The 2,910-nt window shown below is 71.1% G+C and carries 3 protein-coding genes; all 3 read left to right on the top strand.

All coding sequences use genetic code 11. The annotated features are described in order from the left end of the window. The coding region (locus tag FV228_RS25420; RefSeq protein WP_187277901.1) for a COX15/CtaA family protein at window positions 1-533 on the top strand (533 nt) is incomplete at its 5' end. A gap of 147 nt (window positions 534-680) precedes the next feature. Continuing rightward, window positions 681-1,364: a hemolysin III family protein gene (locus FV228_RS25425; RefSeq protein ID WP_147857090.1), complete on the top strand. Its 684-nt coding sequence runs from the start codon at window positions 681-683 to the stop codon at window positions 1,362-1,364. Between the two features lie 129 nt (window positions 1,365-1,493). After that, window positions 1,494-2,690: a glycosyltransferase family 4 protein gene (locus FV228_RS25430; RefSeq protein ID WP_147857089.1), complete on the top strand. Its 1,197-nt coding sequence runs from the start codon at window positions 1,494-1,496 to the stop codon at window positions 2,688-2,690. Window positions 2,691-2,910: the final 220 nt, after the last annotated feature.

Raw genomic sequence — 2,910 nt, forward strand, 5'->3', positions numbered from 1 at the left:
CCGCCCCCGGCCGCATCCGCCGGGTCGCCGCGCTGCTGCCGGCCCTGGTCCTGGTGCAGATCTTCCTCGGCGGGCTGGTCGCCGGGTCGCATGCCGGCCTCGTCTACAACACGTGGCCGGACATGGACGGCGCCCTCGTCCCGCCGGTGGACAGCCTGTTCGCGATCCGGCCCTGGATCGAGAACTTCGTCGACAACCACGCCCTGGTCCAGTTCGACCACCGGGTCAGCGCCTACCTGCTCCTGGTGGTCGCGCTCCTGCACGCGGTGGACGCGCGGATGACCGGTCCGGCCGGCGCGGCCGGGCGTGCCGCCGGCGTCGCGGCCCTGTCCCTGGCCCAGGCCGGCCTCGGCATCGCCACCCTGCTGCTGGCGGTGCCGCTCTGGGCCGCGCTGGCCCATCAGGTCCTGGCGATGGCCGTGCTGACCATGGCGGTGGTCCACGCCCGGCTGAGCCGCGGCACCGGCGTCGTCCGCCGCCCGGCCCGGGAACCGGTGCTCGGCTTCGAGGGCTTTGTGGGTCGCGGCGCCTGATCAGGGCTGCGGCGCCACCGCCACGCACAACAAGTCTTTCACCACGCGGCAATAGAACCTTGGGATAAACGCCCCGTCAGCACTTTGCATAGGGAACGGTTGAGCCATCTTAAGCTTTAGGCTGTAGGCGTAGCAGGAGGCTTCATGATGTCTCTCGCGGAGGATGGTCGCCCGCTGACCCTGACGTGGCACTACACGCCGCGCGAGATCGTGGCGGACGGGGTGATCCACGGCCTCGGGGTCGTCTTCGGCCTCGCCGGCGCAGCGGCGCTGGTGGCCACGGCGCTCACGGCGCATCTCGGATTCGGCGAGCGGGCCGCGGTGGTGCTGTACGCCACCGCCCTGGTGCTGATGCTCGGCGTCTCCGCGGTCTACAACCTCTACCCGGTCAGCCCGCGGAAATGGCTCCTGCGCCGGGCCGACCACGCGCTGATCTACCTGATGATCGCCGGGACCTACACGCCCCTCGTCGCCCTGGTCGGCTCCGGCATCCGCGCCTACCTGCTGCTGGCGGTGATCTGGCTGGTCGCCCTGGTCGGGATCGCGGTGAAGCTGTTCCTGCCCGGCCGGTTCGACCGGCTCTCCATCGCCCTCTACCTGCTGCTCGGCTGGAGCGGCCTGCTCGCCTACGAGTCGGTGATCGCCGCCCTCCAACCCACCGCCCTGTGGCTGCTGGCGATCGGCGGGCTGCTCTACTCGGTCGGCGTCCTGTTCCACGTCTGGCGGACCCTGCCGTTCCAGAACGCGATCTGGCACGGCTTCGTGCTCGCGGCCACGGCCTGCCATTACGGCACGATCTGGGCCAGCCTCAACGGCCTGCCACTGACGTGAATTGATCCACAGCAGTAAAACTCCGCTTACCTTTCCGTCGAAAAGGCCCATCCAGACGGAGACCGTTTAAGTTTACTGCGACGGTGGCTGCACCACACTCTCGGGACTGTTATTCCCGGGAGCGATACCGTGGCTGTGAAGCCGAGCGACACCCGAATCCCCCAACGCCACCGCGTCCTGCACGTGTTCCGCGCGCCGGTCGGGGGCCTGTTCCGGCACGTGATGGACCTCGCCCGCCTCCAGGCGGCGTCGGGCCACGCGGTCGGGATCGTCTGCGACACGTCCACCGGCGGCGAGCGTGCCGCCCGGGCCCTCGCCGAGTTGAGCCCGTGCCTCGAACTCGGCCTCGTCCGGATCCCGATGCGGCGCAACCCGCACCTGTCGGACTGGACCTGCCTGCGGGCGGTCACCCGCCGGGCGGCGGAGGTCGGCGCCACCGTGCTGCACGGCCACGGCGCCAAGGGCGGCGCCTACGCCCGCCTGGCCTCCGCCACCGCCATCCGGGCCTACACGCCGCATGGCGGCAGCTACAATTACCGGCCCGGGAGCGCGCTCCACCGCACCTACATGGCCGCCGAGGCGGTGCTCGCCCGCAGGACTGACGCGTTCCTGTTCGAGAGCGAGTACGTCGCCGGCCGGCACCGGACCTTCGTGGGCGGCCCGGAGCAGGTGACCCGGATCGTGCACAACGGCATCGCCGACGCCGAGTTCGCCCCGGTCCCCCTGGCCGAGGATGCCGCGGACCTGCTCTATGTCGGCGAATTGCGCGAGGCGAAGGGCCTGCCCTTCCTGCTCGAAGCCTTGGTCCGGCTGCGCGCCGAGGGCCGGGCGCTGCGTCTGCTCATGGTCGGCTCCGGCCCGGATGCCGAGAGCCTGCGCACCATGGTCGAGCGGCTCGGCCTCTCGGACGCGGCCGCGTTCGAGCCACCGCAGGCGATCCGGTCGGTTCTGGCCCGGGGCCGGATCCTGGTCGTGCCGTCGCTCGCGGAATCGCTGCCCTACGTCGTGCTCGAGGCCGCGGCCGCCTCGCAGCCCCTGGTCGCCACCCGGGTCGGCGGCATCCCGGAGATCTTCGGGCCGATGGCGGGCGACCTCGTCCCGTCCCGCGACGCCGGGGCGCTCGCCGGCGCGATCCGTCAGGTGCTCGACGAATCCCCGGACGTGCTGACGGCGCGGGTCCGGGCGCTCAGCGAATCGATCCGCCAGCGGTTCTCGCTGGAGCGGATGGGGGCCGATGTGGTGTCGGGCTATGCCGCGGCGTTCCAGGCACGCGCGGACCGCCTCGGCGTCGAAGCCGGGAAGGTCGCGCAGGCCCGCACGGCGTAGAGGCCCTCGCGGACGGCCCCGCGTTTAGGATTTGCTATCAGGCTCGGATGCAAGAGTTTCCGTCTAAAGCCTGATCTGTTTCCAAAGTCCCGAAATAGATCAGGCGCCTATAGGCCGGGGGACATCGCCCCGGAGGAGCCGTTCGATGAGCGCGTTCGACATCCGCGATCTCCTTGAGGCCACCGGACCGCGCGACGGCCGGGCCGCGCTCGAGCCCGGC

Source organism: Methylobacterium sp. WL18 (genome assembly GCF_008040015.1).
GTDB classification, from domain to species: Bacteria; Pseudomonadota; Alphaproteobacteria; order Rhizobiales; family Beijerinckiaceae; genus Methylobacterium; species Methylobacterium mesophilicum.

What these genes read in the sequence shown, in the direction of transcription:
- FV228_RS25425 (WP_147857090.1), top strand. Translation starts at nt 681, where the DNA reads ATGTCTCTCGCGGAGGATGGTCGCCCGCTGACCCTGACGTGGCACTAC.